Origin of the sequence: Zafaria sp. Z1313 (genome assembly GCF_050563205.1) — a bacterium.
In the GTDB taxonomy this organism is placed as follows: domain Bacteria; phylum Actinomycetota; class Actinomycetes; order Actinomycetales; family Micrococcaceae; genus JAZDCJ01.
Genome location: NZ_JBNWUK010000001.1, coordinates 73,194 through 90,315 on the forward strand (window position 1 = coordinate 73,194; position 17,122 = coordinate 90,315).

Here is a 17,122-nt window from a genome sequence, read left to right on the forward strand (position 1 = left end):
GATCCCCACCCCTGAATCCCTTGGGAGCGCCTTGTGAGCCAGAATGTCCTGAACCGTGTGCCGATCCGCCGGGCCCTGATCTCCGTCTACGACAAGACCGGGCTGGAGGAGCTCGCGCAGGGCCTGCACGCGGCCGGTGTCGCGATCGTCTCCACGGGCTCGACCGCGTCCCGCATCGCCGCCGCCGGCGTCCCCGTGACGGAGGTCGCCGAGGTCACCGGGTTCCAGGAGTGCCTCGACGGGCGCGTGAAGACCCTGCACCCGCGCGTGCACGCCGGCATCCTCGCCGACCGCCGCCTGCCCGAGCACGTCGCCCAGCTCGAGGAGCTCGGGATCGAGGCCTTCGACCTCGTCGTCGTGAACCTCTACCCGTTCGTGGACACCGTGAAGTCGGGGGCGGGACAGGACGCCGTCGTCGAGCAGATCGACATCGGCGGGCCCTCCATGGTCCGCGCCGCCGCCAAGAACCACCCGTCCGTGGCCGTCGTCGTGGACCCCGCCCGCTACGCCGACGTCGTCTCCGCCGCCCGCGAGGGCGGCTTCGAGCTCGCCGCCCGCCAGCGCCTCGCCGCGGCCGCGTTCGCCCACACCGCGTCCTACGACAACGCCGTGGCCCAGTGGACCGCGAGCCAGTTCCTCGACGTCGACGGCGACGGAGTGGTCGACTGGCCCGCCTACGCCGGCCTCTCGCTCGAGCGCTCCGAGGTGCTGCGCTACGGCGAGAACCCGCACCAGCAGGCCGCCCTCTACGTGGACCACGCCGCGCCGGCCGGGATCGCCCAGGCGGACCAGCTCCACGGCAAGGCCATGAGCTACAACAACTACGTCGACGCCGACGCGGCCCTCCGTGCGGCGTTCGACTTCGCCCAGCCCGCCGTCGCCGTCGTCAAGCACGCCAATCCGTGCGGCGTCGCCGTGGCCACCGAGGGCGCCGCGGACCCGATCGCGGACGCCCACGCGAAGGCCCACGGCACGGATCCGCTGTCCGCCTTCGGCGGCGTGATCGCCGCCAACCGCCCCGTCACCGCGGCCATGGCCGAGACGGTCAAGGACATCTTCACCGAGGTCGTCATCGCCCCCGGCTTCGAGCCGGAGGCCGTCGAGATCCTGTCGAAGAAGAAAAACATCCGCCTGCTGTCGCTGCCCGAGGGCTACGACCGCTATCCGACAGAGGTCAAGCAGGTTTCCGGCGGCGTCCTCGTCCAGGTCTCGGACAAGGTCGACGCCGCGGGCGACGACCCCGCCACGTGGACCCTCGCGGCCGGCGAGGCGGCCGACGAGGCGACCCTGGCGGACCTCGCGTTCGCCTGGACCGCGGTCCGCGCGGCCAAGTCCAACGCCGTGCTGCTGGCCAAGGACGGCGCCGCCGTCGGAATCGGCATGGGCCAGGTCAACCGCCTGGATTCCTGCAAGCTCGCGGTCGAGCGCGCCAACACGCTCGGCGTGGCGGTCGAGTCCGCCGTCGACGCCGCGGGAGGGGCCGAGGCCGGATCGTCCGCGGGTGCCCCCGAGCGCGCCCGCGGCGCCGTCGCGGCCTCCGATGCGTTCTTCCCCTTCGCCGACGGCCTGGGGATCCTCATCGACGCCGGTGTGAAGGCCGTCGTCCAGCCGGGCGGCTCCGTCCGGGACGAGGAGGTCGTGGCCGCGGCCAACGCCGCCGGGATCACGATGTACTTCACCGGTTCGCGCCACTTCTTCCACTAGGAACGACGACGGCCTTGAGGGACTCCCGTTCGCGGCGGCCGAGCGTCAGCGCCTGCTCCGTGTCCTCGATGCCGAAGCGGTGCGTGATCACCTCGGAGGCCCGCACCGAGCCGTCGGCCAGCAGGGCGAGGGCCTCCGGGTAGGTGTTGGCGTAGCGGAAGACGCCCGTGATGCTCAGCTCGCGGCCCTGGACCAGCGGGACGTTGAGCGGGACCGCGTCGGACCCCATGCCCACGAGGACGGCGCGGCCGGCCGGCGCCAACGACGCGAGCCCGGCATCGAGGGCGGCCGCCGCGCCGGAGCACTCCAACAGGACCGTGTGGACCGGATCCAGTGCGGCATCCGCCTCGGCCGCCTCGAAGCCCAGGCCGCGGGCCACCGAAAGGCGGTAGGCGCTCGGATCGGTCACGGTGACCGAGGAGGCACCGAAGGCCCGCGCCACCTGGGCGGCGAAGAGTCCGATGGGACCGGCGCCCGTGACCAGGACCCGGTCGCCGACCGAGACGGCGGCCTTCCGCGCGGCCCAGACGCCCACGGAGACGGGCTCGGCCATGGCGGCCTCCTCGAAGGAGAGCCCGTCCGGGACCGGGTGGGCGAAGTCGGCGTCGATGGCCACGAAGCCGGCGATCGAACCGTGAACCGGCGGCGTCGCGAAGAACACGACGTCGGGGCAGAGGTTGTAGCGCCCGTGCCGGCACTGCGCGCAACGCCGGCAGGGGACGCCCGGTTCGAGTGCCACCGCCTGGCCGATCCGTGCCGGGTCGACGCCCGCGCCGACCGCCGTGACCACGCCGGCCGATTCGTGCCCGATGACCATCGGGGCGTCGACGATGTAGTCGCCGATCCGGCCGTGCTCGTAGTAGTGGATGTCCGATCCGCAGATGCCCGTGGCCCGGACCGAGACGACGAGCTCGTGCGCTTCGGGGACGGGGAGCGGACGGTCCTCGATCGCGACCGTGCGGATGCCGTGCAGCACGGCGCTGGGGTTCTGCATGTCTGGCTCCGATTCATGGGTGGTGGATGAATGCTACGGGATCCGCCCGGCCCGCTATTCGCCGGCCACGGCGCCGAGGGTCAAGCCGCTGACGAGCCAGCGGCGGACCGCGATCCCGGCGAGGATCATGGGGAGGACCACGATGGTCCCGATGGCCGTGAGCTGGCCCCAGTCGACCCCGGTCTGCGTGACCAGTTGGGTCGCCGCGATCGGCAGGGTCTGCGATCGCGGCCCGGAGATCACCGTGGCGAAGGCGTAGTCGTTCCAGGCGAAGACCAGGCACAGCACCGCCGTGGTCACGAGGCCCGCCTTGGTCAGGGGGAGCGCGACGTGCCAGAAGACCTGCCATGGGCTGCACCCGGCGACCTGGGCGGACTCCTCGAGCGACGGCGGGATGCCGTCGAAGAACGCGCTCATGATCCAGATCGCGAAGGGCAGGTTGAACGTCAGGTACGCCAGGACGAGGCCCGGGAGGGTGTCGATCAGGCCCGCCACGCGGAACATCAGGAACAGCGGCAGGACCACGGCCGCGATGGGGGCCATGCGGGTGGAGATGAACCAGAAGGACAAGGAGTCCTTGCCCTTCATCGTGGTGCGGGACAACGCGTATCCGCCCAGCGCACCCAGCACCGTGGCGATGACCGCGGAACCCACCGCCGCGATGATCGAGTTGACCAAGTACGGCGTGAGGTTGTTGGCGCCGCTGAACAGGCCGACGTAGTTTTCCAGGGTCGGCGTGAAGAAGAAGCGGGGCGACGCCGAGGTGACGTCCGCCGCGGACTTGAACGAGCCGAGCAGCATCCACGCGAGCGGTACGACGGTCCACGCCACCACGAGCAGGCCGGCTACGGCGATGCCGATGCGGGCAGGAGTCCGGCGCCTCCGGCGTCGACGGGCGGCCATCGAAGGCACCACCTCGGCGGGACGTTTGGAGCTGGTCGCGGTCAGGGTGTTCATGGGCGGTGTTCCTTCCGGGTCATCAGGCGGACGAAGAGCCGGGCGATGAGGATGGTGAGGGCGAGCATCATCAGGCCGATGACGGCCGCGTATCCGAGGTCGAAGAAGCGGAAGCCGGCCTCGTAGAGCCGCAGCGGGATGATCTTCGTCGCGTCGGCGGGCCCGCCGTTGGTGGTGACGGTGATGATGTCGAAGTAGCGCACGGCGTCCATCGACCGGATCAGCAGGGCGACCAGGAGGATGTTGGTGATCGACGGCAGCACGATGTGCCGCAGCGTGCGCCACTGGTTGGCGCCGTCGAGGGAGGCGGCCTCGAGGATGGAGGGATTGACCGAGCTGAGGCCGGCCAGGCTGATCAAGACGATCAACGGCGTCCACTCCCAGACGTCCATGAGCGTCACCGCGACGAAGGCGCTCACCGGGTTGCCCAGGACGTCCTCGGTGAAGCCCAGCTGCTGCAGGAACCGCGCGTAGAGGCCGAACGTCGGATCCACGAGGTAGCGGCCGAGGAGGCCGACGATCGCGGGCGCCACGAACATGGGCAGCAGGATCACGACCATGAGGGGGCCTTGCCCGCGCTTGAGCTTCGAGAGCAGGACCGCGATCGTGAGGCCGAGGGCCATTTCGAGTCCGAGCGTCACGGTGAAGTAGACCAGGGTCAGTCCCCAGCTTTGCCACAGGTCCGGATCGGTCAGGGCGCGCGTCCAGTTGTCCAACCCCGCCCATTCGAGGCGGATCCCGCCGAGGAGGTGGACGCGGCTGAAGCTCATGGCGATGAGCGTCAGAAGGGGGAAGAGGGAGAGCATCCCCAGCAGGGCGATCCCCGGGGCGAGGAGGAGCCCGTTGAAGGTCGGCCGCAGCGTGCGGCGGGGCGCCGAGGGAGGGGGGTCGCCGGACGGCTTCCGGGGCCGTGTCGCTTCCGCCGTGCTCATGCGACCCACCCCCGGGCGACGATCCGGTCGATCTTGTCCGCGGCGCGGTTCATGGCGGCCTCCGGGTCCTGTTGGCCGGCCAGCATGCGGGAGAGTTCGGTGAAGAGCGCCGTGTCGCACTCGTTCCACATGGGGATCTTGGGGCGCAGCCCGATGTAGTCGGCCTCCCACGCCGTGGTGACGGCCTCCGTGGTGAGCATGTTGGGCAGGCGTGAAGGCCGCTGGGCGGCCTTCACGACCTCGGGCAGCGAGTAGACGGACTCCCTCGTCGGAGTGCCGCCCCCGGCGCTGGATGTGAGGTTCGCCAGCTGCGTCGCCGGGGACGTCGCCCACACGGCGAACAGCCAGGCCGCGCCCCGGCGCGCCCCCGTGCTGGTGGCGCTGATGGCGATTCCCGTCCCGCCGAAGATGTTGGCGGACCTTACCGGGCCCCGGGGAAGAGGCGCGTAGCCGATGAGACCTGGCAGCGCCGACTCGTTGGACGCGGCGTTCTCGTGCCAATTGGGTGCCATGGCCACCTCCCCGGCCCTCAAGGCGTTGGCGACGCCGTCCCAGTCCCAGCCGCGGGATCCCGGGTGGGCGATCGAGACGAGCTCGTTGTAGAAGCGCGCCGCCTCGATCGCCTCGGGCCGGCGCAGGAGGCACTCGCCCGGGTCGCGGGTCCCGTAGAGGCCGACGTCCTGGCCGTTCTCGAAGTAGTCGCCGCCATAGGACCACAAGACATTGGAGAAGTCGCACATGAGGGAGTCGTGCTGCTTGGCTTGGTGGCCCGTGCCGTAGGGGACCTCGGCGACGTGTTCGTTGATCCAGCGGGCCGTCTGCAGGTACTCCCGCCAGGTGCGGTCGGCGCCGGGCGTCGGGTCGAAACCGAGGTCCGCTTCCATGCGGCCCCCGTAGGTGTCGAAGATGTCGGCGCGGTACTGCCAGATCATGGTCGGGGCGTCGTAGGGGAGCGCGAAGACCTCGTCCCCGTGGCCGAACCGGCCCGTTGCCGTCAACTGGGAGGGGATGAAGTCGGAGAGTCCGGGCTCGAGCGACGGCAAGGCCGGGTCCTCGTCGAACGCCCGCAGGTCGGCCAGGCCGGCGCTGTAGGGTGCCAGCACCTGGTAGGGGTCGGCGTAGACGACGTCGTACTGGGACTGCCCGCCGGCCAGGTCCAAGGCGACGCGCTGGACCAGGGCCTGCAGCTCCAGGCTGACGATGTTGACCGTGATGCCGGTCAGCTCGGCGAACGGCGACAGATCGGCGGCGATCGCCGCCGTGGGCGCCGTGTTCTCCGAGATGAAGTTGATCGTGGTTCCGGCGAACTGCTTCCAGGGGTCGCCGTCGACCGGTGCGGGCACGGCCGGAGCGTCGGCGGCGCAACCGCCGAGGGCGGCGGCGCCCATCAGGCTGCCGGCGCCGAGTCCGCCGAGTTGGAGGAATCCGCGCCGTGAGAGGCGCGATGAGGGAGGGGAGGGTGTCATGGCATGGACTTTCTGATTGAACGGGGGCGGGGGCTAGACGGCGGTGTAGCCGCCGTCGGCCACCAGCACCGACCCCGTGATGAAGGACGAGGCGTCGCTCGCGAGGAAGACGACGGCCGGTGCCAGCTCGTCGACGGTGCCGGATCGCCGCATGGGGCAGTCGTCGATCCAGTACCGCTGGAAGGCCGGATCGTCCACGGGAGACATGTCGGTACGGATGTAGCCGGGGGCCAGGGCGTTCACGCGGACCCCGGACGGGGCCCATTCGGCGGCCAGGCTGCGCGTGAGGTGGTGGACGGCGGCCTTGGAGGCGTTGTAGGCCGGTTGCCACTGCGGCCGGTTGACGATGATCCCGGACATCGAGCCGATGTTGACGATCACCCCTGATTCCTGTTCGACGAAGCGCCGGCCGAACACCTGGCTGCAGCGCCAGACGGCGTCGAGGTTCACGTCCATGACGGCGCGCCAATCGTCGTCGTCGACGTCGAGCGCGTCCGCGTGGATGCAGGCCCCGGCGTTGTTGACCAGGATGTCCACGCGGCCGAACGCGGCGAGGGTCGAGGCCAGGACGCCCTCGACATCGCCCCGCCGAGTGACGTCGGCTCTGATGAACTCGGCTCGGGCACCGGACTCCGTCAGGGCCGCGAGCGCCTTGCGTCCTTCCTCGTCGTTTCGGCCGACGAGGACGATCGCGGCGCCCGCGGCGGCAAGCGCCCCGGCGAAGCCGGCGCCCAGGCCGCGCGTGGCGCCGGTGACCACCGCAACCCTCTCCGAGAGGTCGGAGCGGCGGGCGAGCGCCGTCGAAGCGTTGGCCGTGTCGATCGCCCCTCCGCTGGCGGGAAGCGGCGCCGAGGATCCCCGCTGCGCCGGGGGAATTGGTGTGTGATCCATGACACTCACGCTACGGACGGGAAGGCGGCCCTTCTAGCGGCGCGGAAGGCACATTCTGATACTATTTTTCGAGACTGCATGGCCGCGGAGGAAGCGGGGGAGCCGATCGTCACCACCCAGAAACCAGGGCCGCGCCTTCCTGTTTCGCGCGCCGGGACGGCCGCGCTCGAGGTCGTCCCGCAGGATCCGCGGTTCTCCACGCGCTGGCACCAGCACGACTACCCCTCGCCGTTCGCCCGCTGGCACTTCCACCCCGAGTACGAGGTCCATCTCATCGAGGAAGGCGTCGGAAACTACATCGTGGGCGATGCGGTGGGCCGCTTCGGGGCCGGGCAGGTCGTCCTCACCGGCCCGCAGCTGCCGCACAACTGGATCAGCGACATCGCACCGGACGAGAGGATCCCGGGCCGCGACGTCGTACTCCAGTTCCACGATGCCTGGATCAGGAGCTGCCAGGCGCTGATGCCGGAACTCGAGGCGCTGGACCAGCTGCTTTCCAACGCGTCGCGCGGGATCGAGTTCTCGGGAGACACGGCCGTCGAGGCGGCGTCGCTCCTGCGCCGCACCGGGCAGTGCCGCGGCGCCGAACGGGTGGCCCACGTGTTCCGGTTGCTGCACCTGTTGTCGGCGGCTCCCGGCCGGGAACGCCGCTACTTGTCCAACGAGTGGGTCCCTGCGCAGGAGAATCCCGAAACGCAACGAACCATCAGCCGGGCCATCGAGTACGTCTTCGAGAACCTGACGGGAGAGGTGCGCCTCTCCACCGCCGCCCGGCTCAGCGGAATGTCCGTCTCCACCTTCTCCCGCTATTTCAAGCGGGCCAGCGGCCAGACGTTCAGCGACATGGTGCGCAAGTTGCGGCTCGTCCAGGCCTGCAGGCTGCTGGAGAGGGACCTCGACTCCGTAGCGGGCGTCGCGGGGGCCGTCGGGTACCGGAACCTCTCGAACTTCAACCGCCAGTTCCTGCGCGAGTACGGTTGCACGCCGTCGCAGTACCGGAAGGACAAGCGCCTTCCCGGGCCCTAGGCCGGCCGGGGCCCCGCGTCCGCCCAGCGCAGCACGCGCAGGGCCCGCAGCGTGTTCCAGGGGCTCGGCTCGCCCTGCGGCGCATCGACGTCGAAGTACACCGCGCCGGGCCAGGTCACGCCGGCCAGCCAGCGTCCTTCGTCGTCCCGGCGGGAGACGAGCTCCTCGAGCGCCCGCCCCATGCGGGCCTCGAAAGGGCGGCCCGAGTCGCGGAAGTAGTCCAGGGCGCGCAGCACGTCGTAGAACCAGTAGGGCGGGAAGGAGAAGTTCAGGTAGCGCCCCTGCGCCACCTCGCCGGTGGAGAGCCGGCGGTAGAGCGAGCGCTCCAGGAGGTATTCCTCCCCGCGCCGGCGGGCCGCGGCCACCTGGGCGGTGACCTCCGCGGGGACGTGGTGGGTAGCCGTGGACACGGCGCGTTCGAACTCCAGGAAGGCCTCGAGGACGTTCAGCGTCGAGTCGAAGGACGAGCGGCTGGATCCGGGCGCCTCGCAGTTCCATCCGCCGTCCTCGAGCTGCTCGCCGAGGAGGCGGTCCACGAGACGCTCGCTCCCCGCCCCGAGCCGGCCGAAGGAGGCCGCCTGCGCCACGACCCCGCCGTTGATGCAGGGTTCGACTTCGCCGTGGAAGTAGGGGAGCTCGCCCCACTCGCTCCAGACGACGTGCGCGTGGACCCTGTCGACGGCCGCCGCGACCCGGGGGTCCGCCGGGTCGGCCGGGGCCGAGCCGGCGGAGCAGGGCCAGGACCCAGTACACGCCCGTGCGGTCCTGCCCGAACTCCTCGTTGTTCCAGTAGCCGCGCTCGTCCTGGAGTTCCAGCCGTGCGGCTCCCCACCCCTCGCGGGCCACGCGGGTGCGCTCACGCGCCGCTTCGCCCGGGGGCGTCGAGGAGGTCGCGCATCACCTGCCAGCGCAAGGCGGGATCGAAGCTCAGCAGCCAGCCGGTGGTGTCCATGGCCCCCATCGTCGCGCAGACCCCGGCCCGGCGCCAGTGCCCGCCCGGGCCCGGTCAGCCGCGGGCCGTGTGGATGCTCGCCGAGAGCGCCGAGGTGCCGGCGACGTGGGGGAGCATCGCGGCGCCGTCGAGCCCCGTGGCCAGCGGCTCGCGCACCGACACGTGCGGCCACAGCTCGCGCAGGCGCGCCGTCAGTCCCTCCCGGACGCGGGCTCCGCGGAGGACCCCGCCGAGGTAGCAGACCGATGTCGCGCCGGCCTGGTCCTCGCCGACGCGGCGCAGCCCCGTCGCCACGGACAGGGCCAGCTCCGCGGCCGCCGCGTCGCAGATCGAGGCGGCGACGGCGTCGTCCTCGGCCAGGCGTGCGACGTGGGCCGCGTAGGAGGCCGTGCGGCTGATCCGTTCCGGGTCCTGCTGGAGCTGCACATAGGCGTTCTCCAGGTCCGGGTAGTCGGCCCGGACGGCGTCGGTGAGCGCGGTCTGCGGTCCGCGGCCGTCGTAGGCGCGCATGACGGCGTCGAGCGCGGCGCGGCCGAGCCAGTAGCCGCTTCCGGCGTCGCCCATGATGTAGCCCCAGCCGTCGATCCGCACGACGTCCTCGGCGCCGACCGCGAGAGTCACGACGCCGGTGCCGGAGGCGATGACGGCGCCGCGCTCGTCGCCGAGCGCCCCGAGGTAGGAGCTGACGGAATCGTGGGTGATGTTGACCTCGCGCACGCCGAGCCCGGACGTGGCGCCCAGGAGCGGTGCCGCGAGCGCCGCCCCGTCGGTGAGGCCGCTCAGCCCGGCGGACACGGTCTGGAAGGAGAGTCCGGTGGCGGCCGAGGCCTTCTGGACGACCTCCGTCATCTGCTCCAGCAGCGGCCGGTACGTCAGGATCCCGCTGAACTCCTGGACGGGGACGGACGGATCCACCGTCCCGTCGGGTCGTCGCACCTGCGCACGGATCCCCGTCTGTCCACCATCAATTGCCAATGCCGCGTAGGGCATGCCCGCCGCCCTTCGTCGGATCGTCGCTGCGCGCCCTACTGGCGCCGCACCATCATACGCAGATCCGGGCCCGAGGGGTGAGATGGGGCACACTGTGACGCCGCGGGGCGACGTCCTGCCGCGGCCGGCCGGGGTTCGACGGCGTCTGGCGCCTCCGCGGCCCCGCGCCCGGATCGATGGTGGCCTCGGGCAACGGCTAGGCTGTGAAGGGGTCGTTTGACATGAATTCGACTGCGCTCCGGCGCGGCCGCGCGGCCCCCAGCAACGAACCCCGGGAGTAACCATGAAGAAGACCCACGCGCTCGGCGCCGTCGCCGTGCTCACCGCCCTCGCCCTGACCGGCTGCGGTGCCGGCGAACCCGCCGCCGAGGCCCCCACGGCGAAGCAGGTCCGCGAGCCCGCCGTCAACGAGCTCATGAAGGACGAGACCGCCAAGGGGCTCTCCGCCACGAGCTACTACTACTTCGACGCCGTCAACTACGCGCTGCAGACCGGGGACACCGGGCTCATGCTCTCCGTCGCGGCGGACTGCGCCGAATGCGCCGAGGAGGCCTCGGCCATCGAGGCCGTCTACGCCGACGGCGGCCGGATCGAGGGCGGCCAGCCCAAGGCCCAGAACGTCATGGCCCTCGGCGAGCCGGACGCGGACGGCGCCCTGTCCGCCGTCGTCCCCTACATGGAGGACGCGAAGACCGTCTACGCCGCGGACGGCTCCGTGATCGAGGAGACCACGTGGGACGCCGACGGGACCGTCTACACCGTCCAGGGACGCTACGCAGACGGCGCCTGGAGCCTCGTCTCGCTCGCCGAGACGCCCGACGCCGAGCTCCCCGAGGAGTAGGCGCCGCCGGAGGCGGGCGCCGCCAGCCGCATCCGCGGTACCGGTGCCCGCCGGACAAGCGGCCGGGACGTCTCCGATGGGCGCCCGGCGCGTGGTCTCGGGTAAGTTTGTCCTGTTGAGATCACACCGCATGCGCACGAACCGCAGACCTTTTCAGGGAGTTGCCTCGCCTATGGCCAAGATCATTTACACCCACACGGATGAAGCGCCGCTGCTGGCGACCTATTCGTTCCTGCCGATCGTCGAGGCCTTCGCCTCCACGGCGGGCGTGGAAGTCGAGACCCGCGACATCTCCCTGGCGGGCCGCATCATCGCCGTGTTCGGCGACTTCCTCACCGAGGAGCAGCGCACCGGGGACGCTCTGGCCGAGCTCGGCCGGCTGGCCAAGACCCCCGAGGCCAACATCGTCAAGCTCCCGAACATCTCGGCCTCGATCCCGCAGCTGAAGGCCGCGATCGCCGAGCTCCAGTCCCAGGGCTACGCCCTTCCGGACTACCCGGACAACCCGTCCTCCGACGAGGAGACGGACATCCGCGCCCGCTACGACAAGATCAAGGGCTCTGCCGTGAACCCGGTCCTGCGCGAGGGCAACTCCGACCGCCGCGCGCCGCTGTCCGTGAAGACCTACGCACGGCAGAACCCGCACTCCATGGGCGCCTGGACGCCGGAGTCCAAGACCAACGTCGCGACCATGGGCGCCGGCGACTTCGCCTCCAACGAGAAGTCGGTGACCCTCGCGGCCGACGACACCCTGAGCATCCAGCTGGTCCGCACGGACGGCACCGTCAAGGTCCTGCTGAAGTCGCTGCCCGTCCTCGCCGGCGAGGTCGTGGACGGGACGTTCATGAGCGCCGCGGCGCTCGACGCGTTCCTCGCCGAGCAGGTCCAGCGCGCCAAGGAAGAGGGCGTGCTGTTCTCCGCCCACCTCAAGGCGACCATGATGAAGGTCTCCGATCCGATTATCTTCGGCCACGTCGTCAAGGCGTACTTCGCCGAGCTGTTCGAGAAGCACGGCGACGACCTCGCAGCGGCCGGCCTGAGCGCCAACAACGGCCTGGCGGCCATCCTCGGCGGGCTCGACGACGTCGCCGAAGACGTGCGCGAGAGCATCCAGTCCGCCATCGAGAAGGGCTATGCCGACGGCCCGGCCCTGGCCATGGTCGATTCCGACAAGGGCATCACCAACCTGCACGTCCCGTCCGACGTCATCGTCGACGCCTCGATGCCGGCCATGATCCGCACTTCCGGCCACATGTGGGGCCCGGACGGCCGGGAGGCCGACACCCTCGCGGTGCTGCCGGACAGCTCCTACGCCGGCGTTTACCAGGTCGTCATCGACGACTGCCGCGCCCACGGGGCCTTCGACCCGACGACCATGGGCACCGTCCCGAACGTCGGCCTCATGGCCCAGGCCGCCGAGGAGTACGGAAGCCACAACAAGACCTTCGAGATCCCGGCCGCCGGCACCGTCCAGGTCCTCAACGCCGCGGGCGACGTGCTGATCGAGCACGCCGTCGAGCAGGGCGACATCTGGCGGGCCTGCCAGACCAAGGACGTGCCGATCCGCGACTGGGTCAAGCTGGCCGTCACCCGCGCCCGCGCGTCGGAGACCCCGGCCGTGTTCTGGCTCGACAAGAACCGCGCCCACGACGCCCAGCTGATCGCCAAGGTCGAGCGGTACCTCGGCGAGCACGACACCGAGGGCCTCGAAATCGCCATCATGAGCCCCGTCGACGCCACGGCCTTCACGATCGAGCGCCTGCGCCGCGGCGAGGACACGATCTCCGTCACCGGCAACGTGCTGCGCGACTACCTGACGGACCTCTTCCCGATCCTCGAGCTCGGCACGTCCGCCAAGATGCTCTCCGTGGTTCCGCTGATCAACGGCGGCGGGCTCTTCGAGACGGGCGCCGGCGGCTCCGCCCCGAAGCACGTGCAGCAGCTCGTGAAGGAGGACTACCTGCGGTGGGACTCGCTCGGCGAGTTCTTCGCGCTCGTCCCGTCGCTCGAGAAGTACGCGGAGCAGGCCGGCACCCCGGGCGCGTCCGTCCTCGCGGCCGCACTGGACCGCGCCACCGCGACGTTCCTGCTGGAGAACCGCTCGCCGGGCCGCAAGCTGGGCACGATCGACAACCGCGGCTCGCACTTCTACCTCGCCCTGTACTGGGCGAAGGAGCTCGCGGCGCAGAACGACGACGCCGTCCTGGCCGGGGTCTTCGCGCCTGTGGCCGAGGCGTTGTCCGGCCAGGAGGAGGCCATCGTGGCCGAGCTCCAGGCCGTGCAGGGCCGGCCCGTCGATCTGGGCGGCTACTACCGTCCGGACGCCGCGAAGGCCTCCGCGGCCATGCGCCCGTCGGCCACGCTCAACGCGGTCATCGACGGACTGAAGAAGTAGCGGCCCTCGCCGCCAGCCGGCCGGGTTCCCCACACGGGGGCCCGGCCGGCGCCGTTAACGCGCGGCGGGACGTCGCCGCGAAGCGCCCGTGGGCGACTGGGGCCGGCCGGCGCCGTCAACGCGTGGCGGGACGGCCGGATCATCCACTTCTGGACGAATCAGCGTCCATTGGACGCTGAAATGTCCAGAACGTGATGATTCGCCGGGCGGGCGTCCGCCTTCCCCGGCGAGCGTGAACCCTCCACGGTGAGTGTCGGCCTTCCACGGCGGGCGTCAGCCGCGCAGGGACGGCGTCGCGGCGAGGAGCGCGCGCGTGTAGTCGTGCGAGGGCGCCGTGAAGACCTCCTCGGTGGGCCCGCGCTCCACGATCCGCCCGGCGCGCATGACCGCGACCTCGTCGCTCATGTGCCGCACCACGGCCAGGTCGTGGGAGATGAAGAGGCAGGACAGCCCGAGCCGCTCCTGCAGCCCGTCGACGAGGTCCAGGATCTGCGCCTGCACGGACACGTCGAGCGCGGAGACGGGCTCGTCGAGCAGCAGGACGCGCGGCTGCGGGGCGAGCGCGCGGGCGATCGCGACGCGCTGCCGCTGGCCGCCGGAGAGGGTCCGCGGGTGCCGCCGGGCCACGTCCTCCCCGAGCCCGACGAGCGCGAGGAGCTCCGCGATGGCCGCGCGGTGGCGGGCCGCGCGGCGGGTCGTACCGCCGCTGAGCGCGTCGGCGAGGATCGAGCCTACGTCCATGCGCGGGTCGAAGGAGCTGAACGGGTCCTGGTAGACGGCGCCGAGCTGGCGACGCCGGGGCCGGCGTCCGGCCTCGGTGGCCCCGCTCCACGGGCGCCCGAAGAGCCGGACGTCGCCGGCATCAGGCGCAGCCAGGCCCAGGATCATCCGGGCGGTCGTCGACTTGCCGGACCCGGATTCCCCCACGAGCCCGAGCGTGGAGCCGGGCCGCAGGACCAGGTCCACGCCGTCGACGGCGGCCAGGCGCGAACCATCGGGTCGCCGGAAGGACTTCGTCAGGCCCGTGGCCTCGAGCACGGGCAGTGACGCCTCGGCCGGCGTGCCGGGCGGCGGCGGCGCGGCCCCGCCGCCCGCCATCGGTCCGGGCGGGCGGGACGGGGGCGGCGGAGCCCCGTCGCCTGCCATCGGTCCGGACGGGCCGGAAACGCCGGACGTGCCGGACGGGCCGGAGCGAGGATCGGCGGCGAGCCGCGTGCCGCGGGGCTTGCCGGCCGGCACGGCGCGCAGCAGCGAGCGCGTGTACTCGTGCCGCGGCTCGGTGAGCACCTGTTCAGCGGGCCCCTGCTCCACGATCTGTCCGCCGCGCATCACGGCGATGCGGTCGGCCACCGAGGCGACGACGGCGAGGTCGTGGCTGATGAGGAGCAGGGCCGAGCCGCGGGCGCGCAGCCCGTCGAGGACCTGGAGGACCTGGTGCTGCACGGTCGCGTCGAGGGCAGTCGTGGGCTCGTCGGCGATGAGCAGGGGCGGATCGAGCGCGATCGCCGAGGCGATGAGCGCCCGCTGCCGCATCCCGCCGGAGAGCTCGCCGGAGCGGCTCCCGGCCACCGCGGCGTCCAGCCCCGTGGACTCGAGCAGTCCGCGCACGCGGGCCGCCCGGGCCGCGGGAGCGAGGCGCGTGTGCAGGCGGAGCGCGTCGTCGATCTCCCGGCCCACGGTGCGCAGGGGGTCGAGCGAGACCAGGGCGTCCTGCAGGATCAGGCCGGCCGCCGTCCCGCGGACCCTGCGCCACGAGCCGGGGCGCAGCAGATCGTGCCCGTCGAGGCGCAGGACGTCGGCCTCGACGCGCGCCCGCCCGGAGCGCGCGGCACCGGCCGGGCCGCCGTCGGCCAGGCCCAGCAGCGTGCGGGCCGTGACGGACTTCCCGGAGCCGGACTCGCCGACGATCGCGAGGGCCTCGCCGCGGTCCAGCCGGAAGGAGACGCCGTCCAGGACGGGCCGCCGGCCGAAGGCGACGCGGAGGCCCGTGACTACCAGGAGCGGGGCCGCGCCCTCCGGGGGCAGGCGGCCGGCGCTCACAGGCCCGCCGCCCGTCGGGACAGGGCTCGGCCCAGCACGGTGCTCGACGCGGCGACGGCGACGACGGCGAGGCCCGGGAACACCGTCATCCACCAGGCGATCCCGAGGTACGTCCGGCCGGCCGCGAGCATGGAGCCCCACTCCGGCGCGGGTGGCGGCGCGCCGAGGCCCAGAAAGCTCAGGGCCGAGGCCCACACGACGGCCTGTCCGAGGCCGAGCGTGGCGAGGACCAGGACGGGCGCGAGCGCGTTCGGCAGCAGGTGGCGCCACAGGATGGTCCCGCGGGGCCGGCCGAGGACGACCGCCGCCTCGATCATGGGGGAGGAGCGCAGGACGGCGACCTGCGTGCGGATGATCCGCGCGTAGCCGGGTGCGGTGCCGAGTCCGACGGCGACGACGGACGTCGCGACCCCGGGGCCCGCGAGGGCGATGAACACGAGCGCGAGGAGGAGCCCGGGGAGGGCGAAGAGCACTTCCAGGACGCGGCCGATCCCGAAGTCCAGCCTTCGGCCGGCCCGGCCCCCGCCGGCGCCGAGCCCGGCCGGGACGCCGAGGAGCAGGGCGAGCGCGAGGCCGACACCGGTCGCGGCCGCCCCGATGAGCAGGGAATCCCGAGCGCCGTGGATGACGCGGGAGAGGAGGTCCCGTCCGGACTCGTCGGTGCCGAGCCAGTGCGCCGGGGAGGGGGCCTGGAAGGCCGCGGACGGGTCGATCGCGAGCGGGTCGAACGGCGCGAGCCATCCCGGGGCGAGCGCGGCGGCGACGACGACGGCGGCGACGGCCCCCGCGATGAGCGCCGGGAGCCGCCCGGCGCCCCCGGCGACGAGCCCCGGCGGGCCGGCGGCCGCGGCGCCCAGGCGCGCGGAACGCCGGGGTCCTGTCGGGAGCCCCGCGCCGCGGGGCACGGATCCGGGGCCGCTCATGCCGCCCTCAGGCGCGGATCGGCGATCCGCTCGGCGAGGTCGGCGGCCGCCATGACGACGACGTAGGCGGCGGCGGAGGCGAGGGCCACGCCCGTGACCAGGGGGACGTCGCGCAGCGTCACGGCGCCGAGCAGCGTGCGGCCCAGGCCGGGGCGGGCGAAGATCGTCTCCACCACCACGGCTCCGCTGACGAGGGAGCCGAGCGCCCAGCCGGAGAGCCCGATCCCCGGCAGGGCGGCGTGGCGCAGGCCGTGCCGGAGCAGGACGCCGGCCTCGCGCTCGCCGCGCGCCCGCGCGGAGAGGGCGAACGGGGAGGATATCGCCGTGAGCATCGACTCGCGCATGACCTGGCCCAGGAATCCCGCGAGCGGCAGGGCCAGCGTCGTCACGGGCAGGACGAGGCCGGCCGGCGTGTTGGTGCTCACGGGAGGAAGCCAGGCCAGCGCGTTGGAGAACAACAACACGAGCAGGCTCGCGAGCCAGAAGTGGGGGACGGCCGCCGCCGCGATCTCCAGCCCCGAGGCGACGAGGGCGGCGCCGCGGCCGCCGAGCGTGGACCACAGGGCCAGGCCGAGCGCGAGGAGCCAGGCGAGGGCCCACGCGAGCGCGGCGAGCAGCAGCGTGCCGGGAAGCTGCTCCGCGAGCAGCTCGGCGACGGGCACGCGCAGCGAGTAGGACTGGCCGAGGTCGCCCTGGGCGAGCCGTTCCAGCTGCATCGCGTACTGCGCCGTCAGGGGGAGGTCCAGCCCGTGCTCGGCGCGCGCCGCCGCAAGCGCCTCGGCGGAGGCCTGCGAGCCCGGGCCGCCGAGGATCGCCTCGGCCGGGTCGCCCGGGATCAGCCGGATGCCGACGAAGATCAGCGTCGCCACGGCCCAGAGCACGAACGCCGCTCCGGCGAGCTTGAGCGCGAGCCAGCGCAGCGCCGCGGAGACGACGCGGCGCCGGGACCCGGGCCCGGCGCCCGGCCGGCCGCGCACCGGCGTCGTCCGCTTGCTCGTCATCGCGGAAGGG

Annotated in this window: 14 protein-coding genes; 4 read left to right on the top strand and 10 right to left on the bottom strand. The window is 72.5% G+C overall.

Annotated elements, in window-relative coordinates; genetic code table 11:
• Positions 1-33 precede the first annotated feature (33 nt).
• Positions 34-1,704: a bifunctional phosphoribosylaminoimidazolecarboxamide formyltransferase/IMP cyclohydrolase gene (gene purH, locus ACQ3I4_RS00385; RefSeq protein ID WP_329859625.1), complete on the top strand. Its 1,671-nt coding sequence runs from the start codon at positions 34-36 to the stop codon at positions 1,702-1,704.
• Here purH and ACQ3I4_RS00390 read toward each other — a convergent pair.
• Genes ACQ3I4_RS00390 through ACQ3I4_RS00410 form a run of 5 tightly spaced genes read right to left on the bottom strand, consistent with a single transcriptional unit; the run spans position 1,676 to position 6,944 of the window.
• On the bottom strand, positions 1,676-2,698 hold the full coding sequence (locus ACQ3I4_RS00390; RefSeq protein ID WP_430632608.1) for an NAD(P)-dependent alcohol dehydrogenase: 1,023 nt from the start codon (positions 2,696-2,698) through the stop codon (positions 1,676-1,678). The two genes, purH and ACQ3I4_RS00390, sit on opposite strands and share 29 nt — an antisense overlap.
• Positions 2,699-2,752: 54 nt before the next feature.
• The gene (locus ACQ3I4_RS00395; RefSeq protein ID WP_430632609.1) at positions 2,753-3,655 is read right to left on the bottom strand and encodes a carbohydrate ABC transporter permease; all 903 of its coding nucleotides are present in this window, start codon (positions 3,653-3,655) and stop codon (positions 2,753-2,755) included.
• Positions 3,652-4,587 (bottom strand): carbohydrate ABC transporter permease, encoded by a 936-nt coding sequence (locus ACQ3I4_RS00400; RefSeq protein WP_430632610.1) that lies wholly within the window; start codon positions 4,585-4,587, stop codon positions 3,652-3,654. The genes ACQ3I4_RS00395 and ACQ3I4_RS00400 overlap by 4 nt, the downstream gene beginning before the upstream one ends.
• Positions 4,584-6,053 carry an extracellular solute-binding protein gene (locus tag ACQ3I4_RS00405; protein WP_430632611.1) on the bottom strand — a complete coding sequence of 490 codons (1,470 nt, stop codon included), beginning with the start codon at positions 6,051-6,053 and terminating at the stop codon, positions 4,584-4,586. Before ACQ3I4_RS00405 ends, ACQ3I4_RS00400 begins: the two co-directional genes overlap by 4 nt.
• A gap of 33 nt (positions 6,054-6,086) precedes the next feature.
• Positions 6,087-6,944 (bottom strand): SDR family NAD(P)-dependent oxidoreductase, encoded by an 858-nt coding sequence (locus tag ACQ3I4_RS00410; RefSeq protein WP_430632612.1) that lies wholly within the window; start codon positions 6,942-6,944, stop codon positions 6,087-6,089.
• 78 nt (positions 6,945-7,022) lie between these two features.
• Between ACQ3I4_RS00410 and ACQ3I4_RS00415 the strand changes: the two genes are divergently transcribed.
• Positions 7,023-7,970, top strand: a complete 948-nt coding sequence (locus ACQ3I4_RS00415) for an AraC family transcriptional regulator (protein ID WP_430632613.1) — start codon at positions 7,023-7,025, stop codon at positions 7,968-7,970.
• Here the strand turns inward: ACQ3I4_RS00415 and ACQ3I4_RS00420 are convergent.
• Positions 7,967-8,830 carry a hypothetical protein gene (locus tag ACQ3I4_RS00420; protein WP_430632614.1) on the bottom strand — a complete coding sequence of 288 codons (864 nt, stop codon included), beginning with the start codon at positions 8,828-8,830 and terminating at the stop codon, positions 7,967-7,969. The two genes, ACQ3I4_RS00415 and ACQ3I4_RS00420, sit on opposite strands and share 4 nt — an antisense overlap.
• A gap of 146 nt (positions 8,831-8,976) precedes the next feature.
• Positions 8,977-9,912 carry an N-acetylglucosamine kinase gene (locus tag ACQ3I4_RS00425; RefSeq protein WP_430632615.1) on the bottom strand — a complete coding sequence of 312 codons (936 nt, stop codon included), beginning with the start codon at positions 9,910-9,912 and terminating at the stop codon, positions 8,977-8,979.
• Between the two features lie 283 nt (positions 9,913-10,195).
• Here ACQ3I4_RS00425 and ACQ3I4_RS00430 point away from each other — a divergent pair, with 283 nt between their 5' ends.
• A complete protein-coding gene (locus tag ACQ3I4_RS00430) occupies positions 10,196-10,753 on the top strand; it encodes a DUF6318 family protein (RefSeq protein WP_329859629.1) in 558 nt (185 codons plus the stop codon).
• Positions 10,754-10,925: 172 nt separating this feature from the next.
• Entirely contained in the window at positions 10,926-13,148 is a 2,223-nt protein-coding gene (locus ACQ3I4_RS00435; protein WP_329859630.1) for an NADP-dependent isocitrate dehydrogenase, read from the top strand.
• Positions 13,149-13,421: 273 nt separating this feature from the next.
• Here ACQ3I4_RS00435 and ACQ3I4_RS00440 read toward each other — a convergent pair whose 3' ends face one another.
• The 3 genes from ACQ3I4_RS00440 to ACQ3I4_RS00450 are packed head-to-tail and all read right to left on the bottom strand — an operon-like array spanning position 13,422 to position 17,112.
• Positions 13,422-15,188: a dipeptide ABC transporter ATP-binding protein gene (locus tag ACQ3I4_RS00440; RefSeq protein WP_430632616.1), complete on the bottom strand. Its 1,767-nt coding sequence runs from the start codon at positions 15,186-15,188 to the stop codon at positions 13,422-13,424.
• Positions 15,185-16,111: an ABC transporter permease gene (locus ACQ3I4_RS00445; RefSeq protein WP_430632617.1), complete on the bottom strand. Its 927-nt coding sequence runs from the start codon at positions 16,109-16,111 to the stop codon at positions 15,185-15,187. Before ACQ3I4_RS00445 ends, ACQ3I4_RS00440 begins: the two co-directional genes overlap by 4 nt.
• The gene (locus ACQ3I4_RS00450) at positions 16,108-17,112 is read right to left on the bottom strand and encodes an ABC transporter permease (protein ID WP_329859634.1); all 1,005 of its coding nucleotides are present in this window, start codon (positions 17,110-17,112) and stop codon (positions 16,108-16,110) included. Before ACQ3I4_RS00450 ends, ACQ3I4_RS00445 begins: the two co-directional genes overlap by 4 nt.
• Between the last annotated feature and the right edge of the window lie 10 nt (positions 17,113-17,122).

Bases quoted from the DNA above. Each gene is read 5' to 3' on its own strand.
- ACQ3I4_RS00390 (WP_430632608.1), bottom strand. From the start codon at position 2,698: ATGCAGAACCCCAGCGCCGTGCTGCACGGCATCCGCACGGTCGCGATC.
- ACQ3I4_RS00450 (WP_329859634.1), bottom strand. From the start codon at position 17,112: ATGACGAGCAAGCGGACGACGCCGGTGCGCGGCCGGCCGGGCGCCGGG.
- ACQ3I4_RS00430 (WP_329859629.1), top strand. From the start codon at position 10,196: ATGAAGAAGACCCACGCGCTCGGCGCCGTCGCCGTGCTCACCGCCCTC.
- ACQ3I4_RS00400 (WP_430632610.1), bottom strand. From the start codon at position 4,587: ATGAGCACGGCGGAAGCGACACGGCCCCGGAAGCCGTCCGGCGACCCC.
- ACQ3I4_RS00395 (WP_430632609.1), bottom strand. From the start codon at position 3,655: ATGAACACCCTGACCGCGACCAGCTCCAAACGTCCCGCCGAGGTGGTG.
- ACQ3I4_RS00415 (WP_430632613.1), top strand. From the start codon at position 7,023: ATGGCCGCGGAGGAAGCGGGGGAGCCGATCGTCACCACCCAGAAACCA.
- ACQ3I4_RS00435 (WP_329859630.1), top strand. From the start codon at position 10,926: ATGGCCAAGATCATTTACACCCACACGGATGAAGCGCCGCTGCTGGCG.
- ACQ3I4_RS00405 (WP_430632611.1), bottom strand. From the start codon at position 6,053: ATGACACCCTCCCCTCCCTCATCGCGCCTCTCACGGCGCGGATTCCTC.
- ACQ3I4_RS00410 (WP_430632612.1), bottom strand. From the start codon at position 6,944: ATGGATCACACACCAATTCCCCCGGCGCAGCGGGGATCCTCGGCGCCG.
- ACQ3I4_RS00425 (WP_430632615.1), bottom strand. From the start codon at position 9,912: ATGCCCTACGCGGCATTGGCAATTGATGGTGGACAGACGGGGATCCGT.
- ACQ3I4_RS00445 (WP_430632617.1), bottom strand. From the start codon at position 16,111: ATGAGCGGCCCCGGATCCGTGCCCCGCGGCGCGGGGCTCCCGACAGGA.